The sequence below is a fragment of the Sphingopyxis sp. genome, from assembly GCF_016463645.1.
Classification (GTDB): domain Bacteria; phylum Pseudomonadota; class Alphaproteobacteria; order Sphingomonadales; family Sphingomonadaceae; genus Sphingopyxis.
The window spans coordinates 13854-34682 of sequence record NZ_JAEMQX010000025.1 but is presented as its reverse complement, the minus strand read 5'-3'; the positions used below and the strand labels follow the sequence as shown (position 1 = coordinate 34682).

At 65.2% G+C, this 20829-nt stretch carries 6 protein-coding genes and 1 tRNA gene; 3 read left to right on the top strand and 4 right to left on the bottom strand.

The genetic code is table 11. The features are described 5' to 3' along the window. The first annotated feature begins 20 nt into the window (after window positions 1-20). Window positions 21-96, top strand: a tRNA-Trp gene (locus JHC57_RS07795). Window positions 97-328: 232 nt separating this feature from the next. Here JHC57_RS07795 and JHC57_RS07790 read toward each other — a convergent pair. Next, a complete protein-coding gene (locus JHC57_RS07790; RefSeq protein ID WP_294029446.1) occupies window positions 329-1489 on the bottom strand; it encodes a sulfotransferase in 1161 nt (386 codons plus the stop codon). 770 nt (window positions 1490-2259) lie between these two features. On the opposite strand from JHC57_RS07790, the gene JHC57_RS07785 reads away from it, so the two are divergent. Next, a complete protein-coding gene (locus JHC57_RS07785) occupies window positions 2260-16203 on the top strand; it encodes an autotransporter-associated beta strand repeat-containing protein (protein ID WP_294029445.1) in 13944 nt (4647 codons plus the stop codon). 123 nt (window positions 16204-16326) lie between these two features. On the opposite strand, the gene JHC57_RS07780 is transcribed toward JHC57_RS07785, so the two are convergent. The 3 genes from JHC57_RS07780 to JHC57_RS07770 are packed head-to-tail and all read right to left on the bottom strand — an operon-like array spanning window position 16327 to window position 18469. Next, window positions 16327-17286, bottom strand: coding sequence for a cation transporter (locus tag JHC57_RS07780; protein WP_294029444.1), 960 nt, complete (start codon window positions 17284-17286; stop codon window positions 16327-16329). Then, window positions 17283-17792, bottom strand: coding sequence for a hypothetical protein (locus tag JHC57_RS07775; protein WP_294029443.1), 510 nt, complete (start codon window positions 17790-17792; stop codon window positions 17283-17285). The genes JHC57_RS07780 and JHC57_RS07775 overlap by 4 nt, the downstream gene beginning before the upstream one ends. A 29-nt stretch (window positions 17793-17821) precedes the next feature. Further along, on the bottom strand, window positions 17822-18469 hold the full coding sequence (locus tag JHC57_RS07770; RefSeq protein ID WP_294029442.1) for a DUF4198 domain-containing protein: 648 nt from the start codon (window positions 18467-18469) through the stop codon (window positions 17822-17824). 183 nt (window positions 18470-18652) lie between these two features. Between JHC57_RS07770 and JHC57_RS07765 the strand changes: the two genes are divergently transcribed. Continuing rightward, complete coding sequence (locus tag JHC57_RS07765; RefSeq protein ID WP_294029441.1) at window positions 18653-20767, top strand: TonB-dependent siderophore receptor; 2115 nt, start codon at window positions 18653-18655, stop codon at window positions 20765-20767. Window positions 20768-20829 lie beyond the last annotated feature (62 nt).

Below are 20829 nucleotides of genomic sequence, written 5' to 3'. Positions count from 1 at the left end.
CTAGGGGCCCACTCCGGCCTAGGGGTATAGCTCAGTTGGTAGAGCATCGGTCTCCAAAACCGAGGGTCGCGGGTTCGAGTCCTGCTGCCCCTGCCATTATTTCGATGGCTTGGCCGGTCGGTCCCGGGGTTGAGCATGGCGCTCCCTCTTTGGACAAGCACGAGATAATTCCCGTGCGCAATATCTTGCGGAAGAGGAGGAATGGCCAAGGACTATGTGTCTTCGGGAAAGTTCTGGCAGCCTGATTCTGTGAGATCCCATGGCGCAGGGCCCCGGCTGGATCCGCAAGATGGATATGGGACTGCTCTCTGAGTCAGCATTCGATCACCTATTTTGATGGATGTCCGGGCTCGAGCGCGGACCTTAACGGCCCGAGCCATGGAAGATAATTCCGCACCTGGTCTTTTAGACGATGAACAGGTTCGCGAACCTGTTGGGCGCTTGGCGTGTGGACGGCCCGGGGGTTTTCTTGCGGGCGAAGACAGAAATCCGAGAAGGGGCGCTGCAAAAATTCCAGCAGTGCACGAATCTCGCGGTTCGCATGCGCCACGAGCTCTTCATATTCCATGCGGTAGACACGCTTCGGCATCGACGTTCGCGCCATGTCCATGGTCCGGACATAATGTCCGAAATATTGGCCCAGATGCTCCAGTTCGTTCGGAAAATCGGTATGCCGGTTGAAATAGGTCGTATAGGCTGAAAAACAGCAGGCCATCGGATCGCGCCGCACATCGATGATGCGTGCGTTCGGCAAAATTCGTTGGATAAGCGTAACGAAGCGCCAGTTTGCCGGCATCTTGTCGATGAAATAACGGCGCTTCGTCTTTCGAAAACGCGCGGTTGAGTGCCGATAATGCGTGCGAAGCTGCGCAGCTTCGTCCCGTGTCAGCGCCTGCACGCGGCGGGCGAAGGACGCGGGCGCCTCGAACGCGCCGAGCGACGCTGCGATTTCCTGCAGGACGAACAACTCGCCTCCGCCCTCGATTTCGGGATGGCAATCGAGCATCTGTTCGACGAGTGTGGAGCCCGAGCGTGGCATTCCGACGATGAAAATAGCGCCGGCCTCATCGATATCGGGTTCCGGCTGTTCCGCGAAAAAGGCCCCGGGCAGCCCAAGCTGTGCATCGACCAATGCGGTGAGCCCGCTCGCATCATGGGGGACAAGCCTTTCGCGCAGGCTATTGGCTTCGCTGAAACAGGTGAACGACCTGTCGAAGGCACCGAGTTCATCGTGAAAGCGGCCGAGAGCGAACAGCATCTGCATCTTTTGATAGGGATCGTCCGCGGCGCCCACGGCCTGCTCGATCGTGGCGACATCCTCAGCTGCAGGGCGGGCGAGACGGAGGTTGGCAAGGCCGAGCCAGGCCGCACCGGATCCCGGCGCCATCTCGACCGCTCTGCGATAGGCGGCCGCCGCCCCGGCAGCCTCGCCGGCTGCGGCAAGGTCGCCGGCGAAATTGGACCACAGAAGCGGCTTGTCCGGAGCCATGGCGACAAGCGCCCTGTGAACGTCGATGGCTTCGGCGGTCCGCCGTTCGGCCGAAAGAATACCGGCCTTGATCGAAAGCGGCCAAAGGCTCGACGGCCGCCGGAGCCGCTCGCGGTCGAGATGCGCCAGGGCCTCGTCCGCGCGGCCCGCAGCGCAAAGAAACGACGCGAGTGCCGCATGGGCCTGCGCTGCATCGGGACGTTCGGCGATGGCTTGGCGCATCGCCTGCTCGTCGCCGGGAGAGAAAGCGGGCGGAGCCATGCAAACGGTCTAGGGGCACCACTGCCGGCGGTGCAAGGGCTCGTGACGCGTGACATGGTCGTAACGGGTTTCTGGATGCCGTTACCCGGTCTCAATCTTCCGTATCGACACCGTAACATACGGTGTTTCCTCGCGATTCGGTAATCGGTTGATAACCAATAGTTCGTAGCGGACTAGGCGCGCCACCTTTCGGATGTTCCGAACGGATTGATCTGGTCTTGCTCTCCGCGACCACCCGCTCCGGCGGCGGAGGCATGGCATGGGGCAGATCGCGCGAGCTTCCGGGCCGCGCGGCGATCGGAAAGGGGCGTTGTCCGAGTCGAGGGGCCGCGCCAAAGCAGGGGGTCGTCGATGAACAGGGATCGCGCGTTTCGTTCCGGTATTTCCGGCCGTTACATTCAGGCGACCGCCGGCCGCCCGATATCGTTGCCGACCACCACCCGATAATCGATCCGCCAATTTCTCCCGCCCGTCCGTGCGGGCGAATTGCCTGTGTTCAAGGAAACAAGATGACCGAGAAGAATATGTCCCGCCGGAACGACCGGAAGCTGCGGACCCGTTCGCGCCTGCTCGTGTCGAGCGCTTCGCTCGCGGCCGCACTCGTGTCGATCATGCCTTCCGTGGCCTATGCCGAGGATCGCTACTGGGACGCCAATGTCACCGCGGTGGGATCGGGCGGAACGGGGACGTGGAACCTCTCCAATCTCAACTGGAGCCCGAACGGCGACGGTGTCAGCGGGCCGTTCGTCGAACCGTGGAATAATGGCGATCTCGACAACGCGATCTTTGGCGGCGCTGCGGGCACGGTAACAGTCGGGGTTCCCGTGACGGTCGGCAACATCACCTTCAGTTCGGCGGGCTATGTGCTGAACGGCAGCTCGATCACGCTCGGCGGCGCCGGTTCGACGATCACGACGGTTGGGAGCGGCACGATCAATTCGACCCTCGCGGGTTCGAACGGCCTGGTCAAGGCGGGCAACGGGGCGCTGACCTTGAACGGCGTCAACAGTTTTACGGGCGATATCAATATCGATGCGGGCAGCCTCTATGCCGCCGCCGACAGCGCTCTTGGCGCGGCGGGCAACAATATCTTCACTGCGGCGGGGGCCAATGTGCGTCTGTCGATCGGTGGTGCCGGCACCGCCCGCTCCGTAACCATCGGCAACGGCGGCAATCTGATCCTCGAGGGCTCGGGTGCCGGATCGGCGCTGATCACGGGCAATGGGTCGGTTTCGGTCGCCGCCAGCGGTGTTACGATGAGCAACGACGCCAGCACCTATACAGGGCGGACGGTTTTCTCGGGCTGCAACGGCGTCTGTTCGGTGCGCTTCACTTCGATCGGCGATCTGGGGCAGGCCAGTTCGCTCGGCGCGCCGGTGACGGTCGAGGACGGCACGATCGTCTTCAACCAGACCAGCCAATATAGCGACAGCGTTATCTACCTCGGCGATGGCGACAGTTCGAACCGCAACTGGGATATTAACGGCAACAACGCCCAGATTCGCAACCAGGGAACCGGCACGCTCGAGCTCACCGGCGATATCGATATTTCGGTCTCCGGCACATTCAATGCCGAGAATGCCGACATCCACCTGCTCGGCGTGCTCAGTGGCGGAGCCTATGGTTTCGCCGCGTCGGCGGGGCGCATCATCGAACTCGGCGACGCGAACAGCTTCACCGGACAGGCAGCGCTCGCGGGCGAAATCCGTCTCGGCAAGCTCGCCGATATCGGCAGCGAAAGCTCGCTCGGCGCGGGCACGACGATCGTACTCAACAACGGGACGCTGAGCTATACCGGGGCGGGCGATGCCAGCAACCGCGAATGGTTGATCAACGGCGCTACCAATATCATCCGCAACGACGGCACGGGCGCGCTCGATCTGTCGGGCGCGCTTGTCTTTAACGCCGCCAATCCCAATCCCGACGCGCTGACCTTCGGCGGCAGCTTTGCCGGGACCAGTTTCTTCTCGGGCGCCATGTCGGGCAACGGCAACATCGTCGCCGATAGCGCGGGGACATGGGTGCTCGGCGGCGCGAATGTGCAGCGCGGAACGGTGACGGTGAATGGCGGCACGCTTCGGGCGGGCGTCGCCGGCGCCTTCGGCAACGCGACGGGATTCATCGTCAACGGCGGCACGCTGGATCTGGACGGACATGATCTCGTCGCGCCTTCGCTCACCGGCACCGGCGGGACGGTCGCGCTGGGCTCGGCCAATCTCATCGTGGATACCGTCACGGACGATATTTTTTCCGGGATCATCACGGGTACGGGCGGTTTGACCAAGGCCGGCAAGGGTTTTCTGACCCTCCGCGGGGCGAACAGCTACACCGGTGCAACAACGGTCAATGGCGGTCTTCTTGTCCTTGACTTCCTTGGCGGGCCCGCCGCCAACATCATTTCCAGCGCATCGACGCTGAACATGGCCGGCGGTTCGTTGACGGTATTTGGCGACGCAGGCGAGAGCAATATCCAGACCTTCAATGGCCTCAACATCCTTGCCGGTAATAACAGGGTCGGTGCGCAGGCCAGCAGCACCGGGAGTGTCACGATCAATTTCGGCGCGATCAACCGCTCGGGCGGCCTGGTCGACTTCGCCCTTCCGGTCACGGGCAATTTCACCACCAGCAACACGAGTCTCGGCGGCTGGGCCACTGTCAACGGCACGGATTATGCCAAAGTCGTCGGCGGCAACATCGTCGCCTTCACCGATGCCGATTATACCGATCAGGATGACGCCTCGCTTTGGGCGGACGGCCAGTATATTTCCGACAGCGATGGCGATACCGAGAGCTTTTTCGGAACCGTCGCAAGTGATGTGCAGCTGGCGGGGCTGCAATTCACGACCTTTGATCCGACCACAACCGTTACCATCGACCCGACGGCTACTTTGGGAATCGATGGCACGATTATCGTCGCCACTTCGGTTGGAGGCAACAGCCAGACGATAACGGGGGGCAGCCTGACCGGCGGCTCGGGCAGCAGCACCCTGGGCGTGCAGCAGAACAGCTCCGGGACATTCACCATCGAATCGACGATTATCGACAATGGGGGAGCCACCAGCTTTGCCAAGGCAGGCAGCGGCACCGTCCGCCTGACCGGCGTGAACAGCTATTCGGGCGGCACAACGCTGAGCGGTGGCCGGCTGGAAGTGGCGAGCATTGCGGATGGCGGGGTGAACAGCAGCATCGGGGCGTCGAGCGCCGATGCGGCGAACCTTGTCCTCGAAAGCGGCACACTTTCCTATATTGGCGGCGTCGATGCGGTGTCGAACCGCGGCATGACGCTCGTCGATGGCGGCGCCGAACGCACGATCGAGATCGCCACAGGCCGGACGGTCGAATTTTCGGGACTGGTGACCAGCCCCGACGAGGCGGGTTTCACCAAGGCAGGCGCGGGCATGCTGACGCTCGCCAATGCCGCGAACGACTATGTCGGGGTGACGACTGTCGCGGGCGGAACGCTGGCGGTGAACACGCTTGCCGACGGCGGCATCGCGAGCGGAATCGGCGCGGCGAGCAACGCATCGGAAAACCTTGTCCTGACAAACGGCGGTCAGCTTCGTTACACGGGCGGCACCGTCGTGACCGACCGCGGCTTCACGCTTGCCGGTGGCAATGGCCGGATCGACGTGGCACAGGCGGGCACGACGCTGACGATCAGCGGTATTGCAACCGGGGCGGGCTATTTCCTCAAGGACGGGGCCGGTACGCTGGTTCTCGACGGAACCAACACCATGACCGGCGATACGATCGTGACCGCCGGAACCCTGCGCGCGGGATCGGCGCGCGCCTTCGGCTTCGGCGGCCGATATATGACGGTCAACACCGGCGCCACGCTCGACCTCGGCGGCTATGACATCTATGTCGCCGCGATCATAGGCGGCGGACTTGTCGATCTGGGCGGACAAACGCTGATGACGGCCGGCGGTCCCGGCGTCTTTACCGGGCGGATCACCGGCACCGGCGGCTTCACGCGTGGTGGCGGCAGCTATACGCAGACGATCAGCGGCTGCAACAACGACTATACCGGCGTCACGACGATCAGCAGCGGGCTTGCGATCGATTGCATCGCCAATGGCGGACAGGCGAGCGCCATCGGCGCGTCGTCGTCGGCGGCATCGAACCTCGTCCTGGCGGGCGGCACGCTGGCCTATACAGGCGCCAGCGCCTCGACCGATCGTGGCTTTGCCTTGACCGGCAATGGCGCGATCAACGTCGTCGATCCCGGCACTGTGCTCGAATTCTCGGGGAACGTCACGGGCGGCGGGCAACTGGCCAAGACCGGAGCCGGCACGTTGCTCTTGTCGGGAACGAACAGTTCGACAGGCTCTCTGCGTATAATCAATGGCACGGTTCGCGCCGGATCTGCCACCGCCTTGGGCTCTGGCCCGCTTTCGCTGGATAATACTGCCGGCGTGCTGCTCGATCTCAACGGATACAACAACAGCGCGCTCTACCTGATTGGCGGGGGCGCACTGGGTGGCAACATCGCTCTTGGCGGAGCTACGCTGACCATCAACTCGGGCGGCAGCGCTGCTGCCGTCTATGGCGGTACGATCTCGGGAAGCGGCGGCCTGGTCAAGAATGGCGGCAGCTATCAGGAGCTGTCGGGGTGTGCGAGCAGCTATGGCGGGATCACCGTCATCAACCAGGGCATCCTGGCGGTCACCTGCCTCGGTGACGGGGGAGCGAACAGCTCGATCGGGGCGTCGTCCTCTGCGGCAAGCAATCTCGTGCTGAGCGGAGGCACGCTGCGATATGTCGGCGCCGGCGACTCCACGAACCGGCAATTCACGCTGGGCGCGTCGACGACCAGCAAGCTCGAGGCATCGGGCACCGGCGCGATCGCCTTCACCCATGCAGGTCCGCTGACCTTCGCCAGTGCTAACACGGCGCAGACGCTGACGCTCGGCGGCACGAACACCGGCAACAACATCCTCGGCGCACAGATCAACAACAATGGCGCGGGCCTGACACGCCTGACCAAGACCGATGCGGGCACGTGGATCCTGACCAATCCGGACAGCACCTACACCGGCATCACCACAATCAGCGGCGGCGTGCTCGGCGTCGACAAACTCTCCGACGGCGGGTTCGCGAGCAGCATCGGCGCCTCGTCGGCGGCCGCGTCAAATCTCGTAATCGGCAACGGCTCGACGCTGCGTTACACCGGCAGCGGCGATACGACCAACCGCCTCTTCACCCTGTCGCAGGGCGTCACCTTCATCGAATCATCGGGGACGGGCGCGATCGTCTTTACCGATACCGGGCCGGTGACGCTGGCGGGCAGCAATCAGGCGCGCACCATCGCCCTCGGCGGCACCAATGCAGGTAACAATACGCTCGCGGGTTCGATCGGTAATGCCGGGACGGGCGTCACCACGCTCGCCAAGAACGACAGCGGTACCTGGGTGCTGACCGGCAACCACAGCTATACCGGTTCGACGAATATCAACGGCGGCACGCTGTTCGTCGGCGGTGGAGGCACGACGGGATCGATCGCCAGCGCGACCGTCAACAATTTCGGCACGCTCGGTTTCAACCGCAGCGACCTGTTGTCTTATGGCGGGCAGATCGTCGGCACGGGATCGGTGCGACAGGCGGGAACGGGGACGACCGTCCTCACCGGCACAAATCTCTATACAGGCGGCACGACGATCGACGCGGGCACGCTCCAGCTGGGCAATGGCGGTACGGCGGGCAGCATCGTCGGCGATGTCGTCGACAATGGCCTGCTGGTCTTCAATCGCTCCGACCTCCTCAATTTTGCCGGGGCGATCTCGGGCAGCGGTTCCGTGCATCAGACGGGAGGCGGTACGACTGTCCTTTCGGGTATCAACAGCTACGCTGGCGGGACGTCGATCCTCGGCGGCACGTTGCAGGTTTCGGCCGACGTCAATCTCGGCGCCGCAGCGGGCGGTCTCACCTTCTCGAACGGTACGCTGCGCACCACCGCATCCTTTGCAAGCGGGCGCAGCAGCAGCCTGACCGGCGCGGGCACGATCCTGACCGACGCGGGGACGAACTTTGCGCTGGGCGGGGTGATTTCGGGAGCGGGCAGTCTCACCAAGTCGGGCGCGGGCATTCTGACGCTCAGCGGCAACAACAGCTATGCCGGCGCAACCAGTGTGAACGCCGGCACGCTGCGCATCAACGGCGATCAGTCGGCGGCGACGGGCCTTGTGACCGTGGCGTCCGGCGCGACGCTGGCGGGCAGCGGCACGATCGGCGGCAACGTCAATGTCCTGAACGGTGGCATCCTTGCGCCCGGCAACAGCCCCGGCACGCTCAATATCAACGGTGATCTGTCGCTCGCGGGCGGTTCGGTGCTGAATTTCGAATTCGGCGAGGCGGGCGTCGCTGGCGGCGCGCTCAACGATCTGGTCAATGTCGGCGGCAATCTGACGCTCGACGGGACGATCAACGTCACCGGGTCGAGCGGCGGCTATTTCGGCGGCGGTATCTACCGCGTGTTCAACTATGGCGGGACTCTCATCGACAACGGCCTTGCGCTCGGATCGATGCCTGCGGGCAGCAATGTTACCGTGCAGATTTCGGTCGCGGGGCAGGTCAACCTCATCAACAGCGAAGGTCTTGCGCTCAGCTTCTGGGACGGCGGAGCCGGACCCAAGTTCGACAATGTCGTGAACGGCGGCAGTGGCACCTGGCATCTCGGTGGCGCCGACAACAATTGGACGGGGGCCGATGGCGCGATCAACGCCGCCTTTGCCGACGGCACTTTTGCCATCTTCGCGGGCGCACCCGGCACCGTCACGGTCGACAACGGGGGCGGAGCGGTCACAACGGCGGGAATGCAGTTCGCGGCGGACGGCTATCTGATCGACGGTGCGCCGCTGACGCTGGTCGGACCCGAATCGATCGTCCGCGTCGGCGACGGCACCGCGGCGGGCGCGGGCTTCACCACGGCGATCAGCGCCAACCTCACCGGTGCGTCGCAACTGGTGAAGACCGACGGCGGCACGCTCGTGCTGACGGGCGTGAACAGCTACACCGGTGGCACGCGGATCGAGGGCGGCGTGATTTCGGTGGCGGATGACAGCTTCCTGGGCGCAGCCTCCGGCGTGATCACGCTCGACGGCGGCACCCTGCGGATGACAGGCGCCAACTCGGTCAATCAGCACAGCTATATTCTGGGCGCGAACGGCGGCGCGATCGACATCGCCAACGCCGCGACCTCGAACGGTGTGCTCAACGCAATGACGGGGAGTGGCGGATTGACCAAGCTCGGCGACGGTTCGCTCGCGCTTGCCGCCGACAACAGTTATACGGGCGGCACGACGATCCTTGGCGGCACGCTGCAGGTCGGCAGCAACAGCGGCACCACCGGTTCGATCGTCGGTGACGTAGTCAACAACGGCCGGTTCGTCATTTTCCGTTCGAATGCTTACACCTACGGCGGATCGATCACCGGAACCGGCAGGCTTTCCGTAACCGGCACAGGGGTGACCACGCTGACCGGCAACAGCAATTTTGACGGCAGCACGACTATCAACGGAACGGGCGGCGAGCTTCGCATCGCCGGCGGGGCCAACGTCTTTTCCGGCGGCGGCACGATCATGGGCCGCTCGACGCTCAGCATCGACGGCGCGAATTCGGTCTTCAGCACGGCGTCCGTTGGCGGGAATAATATCGCTTTCGCGGGTTCGGTTATCGTGAACGTCACGGACGGCGGCACGCTCCGGGTCAGGGCGGGCGATTTCGACCTGCGCGCCCTTACCGCCTCGACTCAGCTCAACATTACTGGGGCGAACTCGCTGGCCGATGTATCGGGCGGAATCCTGGGAAGCGCGACCTTCAATGCTCCGTTTGCTCTGACGGTCGATGCGGGCGGGGTGCTGCGCACCGGCGGCGCGAGCCAGATCGGCATGGCGACCAGCAACACCAACCCCATCGCCGTCGCGATCGCCGGAACCGGCTCCAACTGGACGAGCGCAGGTTCGCTGCTGATGACGGCGGGCAATTTCACCGTCGATCAGGGCGGCGCGGCGAGCTTTGCGTCGGCGACCTTCGGTGCGGCGCCGCAGGCGGCGAACCTTTCGGTATCGGGCGCAGGGTCCAGCTTTGCTACGACCGGTGACCTCGTTATCGGTAGCGGTACGGGCACCGCGGTGCTGACCGTCACCGACGGCGGCCGGGCGACTACGGGCTCCGGTCTCCAGATCGCCGCGCAGGCGGGTTCCACCGGCTCGGTCAATATCGGCGGCATCGAGGGCGGCGCTGCTGCGGCCGCGGGCTTCATCGACGGGGACATCATTTTCGGCCCCGGCACGGGCGAGCTGAACTTCAATCACACCGGCACCGACCACCTCTTCGCCAATGCGATTTCGGGCACCGGCACGATCAACCATGCGGCAGGCACGACGCGCCTGACCGGCGACAGCTCGGCCTTCACAGGCACAACGTCGGTCGCGGGCGGCCGTTTGCTCGTCGACGGCATCCTCGGCGGCGCGGCGAGCGGCCTCAGTGTCGTGACGGGCGGCACACTTGGCGGCACGGGGACGATCGGCGGCAATGTTGCCATTCTCGACGGCAACCTCAATCCGGGCAATATCGGCGGAGTTCCGGGCCGGTTGACCATCGCAGGCAACCTGTCCCTCGCCCCGGCCGCGACGCTCAACCTGGACTTTGGCGAGGCGAATGTCGTTGGCGGCGCATATAATGACCTGATCGAGGTGGGCGGCGACCTCGTCCTTGGCGGCACGCTCAATGTCGAGGAGACCCCCGGAGGCACATTCGAACCGGGCGTCTATCGTGTCATCAACTATGGCGGGACGCTGACCGACAACGGGCTGACGGCCGATTCGGGCTATTTCGTCCAGACCTCGGTCGCGAACCAGGTCAATCTGGTCAACACCACCGGCCTCACCATGCGCTTCTGGGACGGCGTGAACGGCGGCAAGAACGACGGCGTGATCACCGGCGGCGACGGCCTGTGGCAGGCGAGCGGCGGCAACGACAACTGGACCGAATTCGACGGTTCGGCGAACGCGCCCTTCACCGACGACGCCTTTGCGGTCTTCTCGGGCGCCGGGGGGACGGTGAGCGTCGATGACACGCTCGGTGCCGTCACGGCATCGGGCATGCAGTTCGCGAGCGACGGCTATGTCATCGCGGGCGACGACATCGCGCTCGTTGCACCGGAATCGGTCATTCGCGTCGGCGACGGTACGATCGGCGGTGCGGGCTATACCGCGACGATCGCGTCGAACCTCATCGGCAACGCCGACCTCATCAAGTCCGACCTCGGCACGCTGGTGCTGACCGGCGCGAACAGTGTTGCCGGCGAAACCAACGTTCGCGGCGGCGAACTGCGGCTTGCGAGCGGCGGCACGCTCGTCGATGCCGAAGGCGTGATCGGCCGCGAGAGCGGCGAGCAGGGTATGCTGACCGTTACGGGCACCGACGGCAGCGGCAATGCCTCGACGTGGACCAATACCGGCATCCTCCGCGTCGGCCGCCGCGGTACCGGCACGCTGAACATCCTCGATGGCGGCCTCGTGACCGTGGCGGACATCGCCTATATCGGGGACGATACGGGCGGGCAGGGCACGGTCACCGTTTCCGGACAGGGCGCGACCGGCAACGCCTCGACCTGGACCGGCGCCAGCGACATCGTCATCGGCGAGTTCGGCAACGGCACGCTGAACATCACCGCCGGCGGTCAGGTCGGCAACCAGTCTGGCTGGATCGGCTCCAATGCCGGTGCGCAGGGCATCGTCAACGTCTCGGGCGTCGGCACCAACGGCGTCGCGTCGACCTGGACGAACAATGCCGATCTGTTTGTCGGTTATGACGGCAGCGGGACGTTGAATATCACCGACGGTGGCAAGGTCGTCAGCGTCGGGGGGCAGATCGGCGCCAATACCGACGGCGTCGGTCAGGTGCTCGTCAGCGGCGCGGATTCGCTCTGGGAAAACAGTGGACGGATCAATGTCGGCCTGTTTGGCGCCGGCACGCTGCGCATCGAAAATGGCGCCGCGGTCACCAGCAACGACGGGGTCGTCGGCGCTTCGGCGCATGGCGATGCGGTCGTCTCCGGTGCGGGCACGTCCTGGGTCAACACGCAGCAACTCAATATCGGCAGCTTCGGCAGCGGTACCCTGCGCATCGAAAACGGCGCGAGCGTCTCGAGCAACCAAGGCTATATCGGCGCAAACGATACCGGCAGCGTCGTCGTGACCGGAGCGGGCTCGAGCTGGCTGGTCACCGATTTCTCGATGACCGTCGGCAACGACGGCGCCGGTTCGCTCCTGATCGAAAACGGCGGGCTCGTCCGCGCCGAGGGCGGCTTCGCGCTCGGCATCGCGGCGGGTTCCAGCGGAACCATCACCGTTGCGGGTACGGCGGGCAATCGCGGAGTTGTTGAAACCAGCCAGATCGGCGGCGGTCTCGGTACCGTCAACTTCTCGCTCGACGGCGGCGTACTGCGCGCGACAGACGATAACGACAGCTTCTTCACCGGCTTCGGCACGCGCGATATCACGCTTGGCACGAACGGCGGTATCGTCGACACCGACGGCCATGACATCGGCATCGCTCCGCGCTTCACCGGCGCGGGCGGGCTGACGAAGGACGGCCTCGGCACGCTGACGCTTGCGGGTGCCAACAGCTATGCGGGCGCCACGCTCGTCAACGCGGGAACCTTGCTCGTCAACGGCGACCAGTCGGCGGCGACCGGGCAGATGACCGTTGCATCGGGCGCGACGCTGGGCGGCATCGGCATCATCGGCGGCGATGTCGCGATGCTCGACGGCGCGATCCTTGCGCCGGGCGCAAGTGTCGGTACGCTGACGATCAATGGCAATCTGTCGCTCGCCGGCGGTTCGATCCTGAATTACGAGTTCGGGCAGGCCGATGTCGCGGGCGGCGCGCTCAACGATCTGGTCAATATCGGCGGCGACCTGACGCTCGACGGGACCATCGATGTGACGATCCCGGCGGGGGGCAGCTTCGGCCCCGGCATCTATCGCGTGTTCAACTATGGCGGCGCGCTGATCGACAACGGATTGACGCTGGGGACGATCCCCGGCGGCACCGGCGGCGTTTCGGTCCAGACCGGAATCGCGGGTCAGGTGAACCTCGTCAATTCGCAGGGGCTGGCGCTCAGCTTCTGGGACGGCGCGGCCGGGCCGAAACATGACGGTGTGCTCAACGGTGGAGACGGCGTGTGGCGTGTCGCGGGCGCCCTCAACAACTGGACCGACGCGAACGGCTCGATCAATGCCGATTACGCGCAGGACGGCTTTGCGGTGTTCGCGGCCGCGCCGGGCACGGTCACGATCGACAACAGCGGTGGCGACGTCCTTGCCTCGGGCATGCAGTTCGCGAGCGACGGTTATGTGATTGCCGGCGACGGGCTGACGCTGACCGGCGCGCAGGCGATCGTCCAGGTCGGCGACAGCAGCGTCGCGGGCACGGGCTACACCGCAACCATCGACGCCGGGATCGCCGGCGCGGCGGAACTGCTCAAGACCGACGCAGGCACGCTCGTTCTGGCGGGCGCCAACAGTTACAGCGGCGGGACACGGATCAACGGCGGTACGATCCGGATCGGCAGCGACGCCAATCTGGGCGACGCGAACGGCGGGCTGTCGATCGGCGGCGGAGCGCTTCACACCACGGCCGATATCGTTTCGGGCCGCACCATCACACTGATCGGCGATGGCGTGTTCCGCAGCGATGCCGGCACGACCCTGACGCTTACCGGTCCGGTCGGCGGCGCGGGTGGTCTGGTCAAATCGGGCGCGGGCACGTTGGCGCTGGGCGGCATCGGGTCTTTCGCAGGCACCACGACGGTCGAAGCAGGTACGCTGTTCGTCAACGGCGACTATTCGGCGGCGACGGGTGTAACCAGTGTCGCTGCGGGCGCGACGCTGGGCGGTACGGGGACGATCGGCGGCAATGTCGACCTCGCCAGCGGGGCAAGGCTTGCGCCGGGCGCGGGCGGAACGGGCACGCTGACCGTCGGCGGCAATCTGTCGCTTGCGGCGGGGACGCAGCTCGATTTCGAATTCGGGCAGGCCGGGGTTGCAGGCGGCGCGCTCAACGATCTCGTTAACGTCGGCGGCAATCTCGTCCTCGACGGCGTACTCAACGTCGGCGTACCGGCGGGCGGCGCGTTCGACGTCGGCATCTATCGCATGTTCAACTATGGCGGCACGCTGACCGACAACGGCGTGACCTTCGGCACCATGCCGACGGGCGCCAACCCCGCCATCCAGACCTCGGTCGCGGGGCAGGTCAATCTCGTCAATTCGGGTGGCCTCACGCTGAATTTCTGGGACGGCGCGGCCGGACCGAAGGTCGATGGCGTGATCAACGGCGGCGACGGCGTGTGGCAGAGCAGCGCTGGCAACAACAACTGGACCGACGCGACGGGTAATCTCGGCGCCCCCTATGCCGACGGCGCCTTCGCGATCTTCGGTGGTACGGCGGGTACGGTCACGGTCGATAACGGCCCGGGCGCCGTGTCGGTCACGGGCATGCAGTTCGCGACGAACGGTTACGTCATCACCGGCGACGCCGTCGCGCTCGACGGGGCGCAGGCGACAACCCGCGTCGGCGACGGCAGCACGGCGGGTGCTGACTTCACCGCGACGATCGCTTCGGCGCTCACCGGTACGGCGCAGCTGGTCAAGACCGACGCGGGGACGCTCGTCCTCGGCGGCACGAACAGCTACACCGGCGGCACGCAGATCGTCGGCGGCACGCTCCGCATTTCGGACGACACCAATCTCGGCTCGGCGAGCGGCGACGTGACGCTCGATGGCGGCACGCTCGAAACGAGTGCCAACGTGACCAGCGCGCGGGGCTTCATCGTTGCCGGTGGCGGAACGATCGCCACCGCGGCCGACACGGTCTTCTCATACGACGGCCTCCTCTCGGGCACGGGCGTCCTGACCAAGAATGGCGCGGGTACCTTGCTCGTCACCGCCGACAACGGCGGCTTCGGCGGCAGCACGACGGTCGCCGGAGGCACGCTGGCTGTGCAGGGAAGCCTTGGCGGGGCGGTCACCGTCGGCGCGGCGGGCCGCGTCGAAGGCGCGGGCCGCGTCGGCAGCCTCGCCAATGCGGGCGTCGTCGCGCCGGGCAGCGGCATCGGCTCGCTGACCGTGGCGGGCGACTATGTCGGCAACGGCGGCATGCTCGAGATCGAGGCCGCACTCGGCGGCGATGCCTCGGCGGCCGATCGCCTGATCGTGAACGGCGCCACCTCGGGCAGCACCCGCGTCACGGTCATCAATCGCGGCGGCTTCGGCGACCAGACGGTCGAGGGGATCAAGATCGTCGACGTCGCGGGCGTCTCGAACGGCACCTTTACCCTCGAGGGCGACTATCTGTTCGAAGGCGAACAGGCGGTGGTCGTGGGCGCCTATGGCTATCGCCTCTACAAGAATGGCGTGTCGACGCCGCAGGATGGCGACTGGTACCTTCGTTCCGCGCTTCTGGACGGCGAGAATCCGGAAGCTCCGCTCTATCAGCCGGGCGTTCCGGTCTATGAGGCCTATGTCGGCGCCTTGCAGTCGCTCAACCGTCTTCCGACCCTGCAACAGCGCGTCGGCAACCGGTCATGGGCCGCGTCGCCGATCGCCGGTGCGGGCCTGTGGGGCCGGTTCGAATCCGAACGGCAACGTCCGGACGCGCTCGTTTCGACGAGCGGTGCCGACCGCAACGCCGATCAGTGGCAGGCACAGCTCGGCCTCGACGCCGTGCTGGCAGAGCGTGGTGACGGCGCTGCACTCGTCGGCGGGCTGACCGCGCACTATGGCAAGGCGGACAGCGCGGTCACGTCGATCTTCGGTAACGGCACTATCGACACGCAGGGCTATGGCGTCGGCGCGACGATGACCTGGTACGGGCCGCAGGGCTTCTATGCCGACGGACAGGTCAAGCTCAGCTGGTTCGACAGCGACCTTGAATCGAACATCCTCGGATCGCTCGCGCGCGGCAACAAGGGTGATGGGCAGGCGTTCAGCCTCGAACTCGGCAAGCAGACGTCGATCGGCCGCAACCTGTCGATCACGCCGCAGGTGCAGATGAGCTATGCCAAGGTCGATTTCGACCGTTTCGCCGACCCTTCGGACACGGCGGTTTCGGTTGCCAGGGGCGAAAGCCTGAAGACCCGCTGGGGTCTGGCGATCGACCATCAGACGAGCTGGAAGGGCCGCGCGGGCGACACGCGCCGCACGCGCCTCTACACCGTGATGAACCTCGCCTATGAATGGCTCGACGGCGGGGTTGCCGATGTATCGGGAACGTCGATCGTCAATCGCGACCGCCGCCTGTCGGGCGAACTGGGGCTGGGCGGCAGTTACAGTTGGGGCGACGATCGCTTCACCCTCTATACCGAGGTGTCGGGCGATACGGCGATCGCCGATTTCGGCGCGGGCTATAATCTGAAGGGTACGGCCGGGTTCCGGGTCCGGTTCTGACAGGACGAAAACGGTGCGGGAAGGCCGGCCGCCTCTTCTCGCGCTCATCGGTCAGGGTTCGGAGTTGATGATGGCGATGCGTGATGCTTCCGCCTCTTCAAGGAGGAAAATCCGCCAGCCCGGCTATTCTTCCGGGGAAGGTGGGGATTGTGTCGCCGCCGGTACGAATGCGATTTGCGCCAGGCGCCAGTTGCGTTCCGCTTTGCCCGGCCAGTGGCCGTTCACGTCGAATGGTTCGTCGGGAAGGCAGCCGTGCACTTCGGCGCGGATCAGTCGCCCCGTTTCGCGCAGCCTGATTGTCGCATCGGGATAGCGCGCCTTGAGCGCTGCTTCGAGCGCTTCGGCTTCCTCCGCGATCTCGGCGCTGGCGAGTGCGCGCGGGGTACCGTCGACGAGTTCGGCGGTCGAGGAGCGGATCGCCTTCATTCCGTCGTGGAGGATGTCGAACGAGATGAAGGCCGCGGCGACCGAGTCCGCCCACCACCAGCCGAGGCCAAGACCGATGATGCCGGCGACGCCCGCGGCGCCGGTCATCCAGTTCGCCTTGTTCATCAGCGCGTCGGTATGCAATAGCTTGTCGGCGAGTTTCTCGGCGAGCGGCAATTCCTTGCGGCCAATGATCATTGGCGGGATCATCGCGTAAATCTGTACGGCGACCATCAGCCAGCCAAGCCAGATGTCGCGTCCGAAAATCCGTATCGAACCGACCGTCGCATGTTCGGCGGCGATCAGCGTCATCGCCGAATCCCAGAGCAGCAGCGCGCCCGTCGCCGCGAGCGCGACGGCCGCGAGGAAAAAACCGAGGCCGTTCACGCGTTCGAACCCGAACGGGAATTTGCGCGACCTTTTGCCGCGGCGTTCCATCCGGGCGGCGATCAGGAAGGCGATCGGAGGAACGAGGCCGAGTGTGTCCTCGATCCACGCGGTCTTCATCGTCTGGCTCTGCCCGAGGACGAGCCCCATCGCGACGACGATCGTGATCGTCCAGAAGATGTTCCACCATTCGAGCCGCTCGGCACTTTTCAGCGTCTCGCGAATGTCGGCCGGGAGATGGTCGACGTGGGTGTCCGCCAAGGCGTTCATGACGCGTCCGGAGCGCCGGAAACGCGGCGTGCCTCGGTCTCGACAAGCATGATCCAGCGGTTCTCGCCGCTCCGCATCGCCGCGCGCCACTCGGTCACGTCCTCGCCCTGACCCTCCACGCGCACGGGCGGCGAGAGCGCCGCCTTCGTCGCCCAAGGCGTCTGCTTGCCGAACGGCGCGATCAACAGGTCGATCTCGCCCGCGTCGAGCTGCGCGAGAAGCGGCTCGACGCCGCCTTGGCTGATCCGGGCTTCTGCGCCCGTCGCGCGCTCGATCCGTTGCAGCAACCTGGCGGCTTCGGGCGGAACCGGACGCTCGATGCCGACGCGGACAACGCCCTGATCACGAATGGTTTCGAGAGTGGAGCCGGGATCTTGCGGGAAATGATCGCATCCCGCGACATGCAGCGCCGCGAGCGCCGCAAGCGCAATTTTTGCGGACCTCCATGGCGCTATCGTTCGTGCCGCCGGCGCGTCGTTCATGAGCGGAATACGTCTCGATGCCATGCGGAGTTCCTTGCGCTGCCTTTCCTTCCTCAGGGCGCGACGAAGGTCAGGGTCGAGACATGGACGGTGCTCGCCACGGTCTTGCCTCCGAGCACGCGTTCACCGGCAACCTCGTTGCTCGTCGAGAGCAGGTAGCGGCCCTTGCCGCGTTCGGGCGCGGTAATGACGCCCTTGTCGTCGGCGACATAGGCCTTCGTCCAGCGATCGGGATCGATCACCGTCAGCTTGGCACCGGGCAGGGGCCGGCCTTGCCACAGCACCGCAAAGCGGTTCCCGTTCGCCGCGAGCGGGACGATTTCCAGATCGAGCGCGTGGCGCGTTTCGGTCCGTCCGGCGCGCGCATGATAGACGACGCCCTGCAGCTTGCCGTCCTCGCCGGCCCAGGGATCGAAGACATTCTCGTCGACGAGCCGGACGTCGCCGGGTGCGCTCACCGCGGCTTCGATATGATTGGCGCGGCGCACGAGCGGGGCGGGGCGATCGCGGCTCTCGGCGAACAGGGTGGGCGCCTTCAGCCTGGGAAATTCGGGGTCGCCGCTTTCGGGGACGACCTCGGCCGGCTCGCCGAGATAGACGCGCGCGGGTGCATTGCCGTCGCGCTCGATCCATACCTCATGTGCTGTTGCGGGCGCCGTCAGGAGGCTGACGGCCATCAGGGCGGCAAAAGTCTTTTTCATCGGGACGTCCTGTCTTCGGATCATGTGAGAAATTCGGCGCGGGGTTGCGGTGCGAGCCCGCGCCATCGCTGTGTGGCCACCGGAGCTGCTTATTGCAAACGATTATTAGTAGCTTGCTATTGCGAACCGTTCGCTATAGCGGCCTTTTCCCAATTGAGATTGAGTCGCAAAAAGGGAAATGCCATGACCGTTCGAACGATCGCGCTCTGCGGAGCCGCCGCGCTGGCTCTCGTTATCAACCCGGCATGGGCGGGCGAGGGGGCGGGCGATGCCGCCACCGCCGAGGCCGCTACCGCCGAGGCCGCCATCGCAGCGGATGCAGGCCCCGGCGAGGACATGATCGTCGTCACCGGCTATACCGGAACCAAGACCGATACCGCGCTGACCGAACTGCCACAGCCGATCAAGGTCATCACCGCCGAGCAATATGAGGCGCAGGGCGCGATCAGCATCAGCGATACGGTGAAATATGCCGCCGGCGTCCTCGCCAATCCCTATGGCCGCGACACCCGCGTCGACGGCTTCAACATCCGCGGTCTCGATGCGCTGCAGTTCCGCGACGGCATGCGCGACATCTTCTCCTATTATGCCTCCATCACGTCCGACCCCTATAATTTCTCGCGCGTCGAGATCGTGCGCGGCCCCGCCTCGGTGCTGTTCGGCCAGGGTTCGATCGGCGGCATCGTCAACCTCGTCAGCAAGACGCCCGACTTCGATACGCGCGGCGAAATCAGCCTCGTCTATGGCAGCGATGACCGCAAGGAAGTGCTGGGCGACGTCAATCTCGCGCTCGCCGACAATCTCGCGGTCCGTTTCGTCGGCCGCGCGCGCGACGCCGACACCTATGTCGACCATGTCCCCGACGACCGCGTGATGTTCGCGCCTTCGATCCGCTGGCAACCCACCCCCGACACCGACATCGTGCTGACCGGCCTCTATCAGGAGGACGACACCGGCTCGACCTCGCAATTCCTGCCGATCGTCGGCACCTTCCGTCCGAACCCGGCCAATCCGTCGGGCCGGCTCGACAAATATACGTTCGTCGGCAAGGCGGGCTGGGACCGTTACGCCGGCCGCTCGCTGCAGGGCGGTGCCTCCATCACCCACAGCTTCTCCGACGCGGTCAAGCTCAGCGTCAAGGCCCGCTATATCGACAGCGACCTCGAATATAACACCCATTACGCCGACAGCTATTCCGACCCGCAGGACCCCTTCTCGGTCTACGGCACCGACGGGCGCACCATCGGTCTTTTCGCAGGCGCCAACGACGCGCGGATGAACGTTTTCTCGACCGACAACAATCTCCAGTTCAATTTCAACACCGGCGCCAATATCGAGCACAAGCTGCTCGTCGGCATCGACTATAGCTGGAACAAGGTCGCCAAGCGCTCGGCCGACGGTTTCGATATCGTCGATCTCTACGACATCGACTATGCCTCGCTGGCGACCTACGACGCCACCGGCCCCTTCACGACGGACAGCCAGAAGCAGCTTGGCATCTACGTTCAGGACCAGATTCGCTTCTTTGACCGCGTTTCGGTCGTGCTGGGGGCCCGCCGCGATCGGGTAACCGGCTCGTCGGGGCAGAAGGATAATGCCACGACCTTCCGCGCCGGGATCATCGGCGAGCTTGGCGCGGGCTTCTCACCCTTCTTCAGCTATACCGAAAGCTTCCTGCCCGTCGCCGGCCGGATCGAAAATGTCGACGGCAGCTTCGGCGATCCCTATCGGCCGCAGACCGGCACGCAGTATGAAGCGGGCATCAAATGGCAGCCCGCGCCGGGCACGCTCGTGACTGCCACCGCTTTCAGGATCAAGGAGCGCAACCGCGTCCTCTATCTTGCCGCTGGCGGCACGGCCCAGTCGGGCGAACTCAACACCAAGGGTTTCGAAATCGAGGCCAGCCACACGCTGCCGGGCAATTTCGAACTGCTCGCCAACTATGGCTATGCGAAGCTCAAATCGGAAACCAACACCAGTCTCGACTATATGCCGCGCCACACCGCGTCGCTCTGGTCGACCAAGACCTTCGGCCTGACGGGCGAAGCGCGGCTTCGCCTCGGAGCCGGTGTCGTCTATAGCGGCAAGAGCGTCTCGACCAGCCCGGTCTGGTCGATCGTCACGCCGTCGCGCACGACGGTCGACGCGCTGGCGGAAATCAACTGGGACAACTGGCGCTTCGCGGTCAACGCCACGAACCTGCTCAACAACGAATATTACGCCTCCTGCCTCGCGCGCGGCGACTGCTTCATCGGTGCCCCGCGCAATGTGATGGGCACGATCGGCTATCGCTTCTGACGCACCGGACAGGGAGTCAGGCTATTGCGAGTCAGTCGCAATGTTGCGATAGGGACGGCATG